Raw genomic sequence first — 341 nt, forward strand, 5'->3', positions numbered from 1 at the left:
AAACCGTTCCGCTCGATCGAATCAGCGGCCACCGCAACGCATAACTGGCGGCGCCGGCAGATTTTGCGCGCGGGCGCATCCACGCTTGTGCTCGGCCTCGTGGCGCCGCGTCTCGCGCACGCCAGTTCGGTGCTCGGCGTGCGCGTGTGGCCCGCGCGCGATTACACGCGTGTGACGATCGAATCCGATCAGCCTCTGCAGAATGCCCAGCAATTGCTCCAGGGCCCGGACCGGCTCGTCGTCGACCTGAGCGGTCTCGACCTCGATCAGGCGCTGAAGGACCTGGTCTCGAAGATCACGCCGAACGATCCGCAAATCCAGTCGGTGCGCGTGGGGCAATT

The 341-nt window shown here is 65.7% G+C and carries 1 protein-coding gene; it reads left to right on the forward strand.

Annotated features, from left to right (window positions below; genetic code table 11):
• The coding region (locus tag EN859_RS36240) for an AMIN domain-containing protein (protein WP_135913674.1) at positions 1–341 on the forward strand (341 nt) is incomplete at both ends.

The organism is Mesorhizobium sp. M00.F.Ca.ET.216.01.1.1, from assembly GCF_004010325.2.
Lineage (GTDB): Bacteria > Pseudomonadota > Alphaproteobacteria > Rhizobiales > Rhizobiaceae > Mesorhizobium.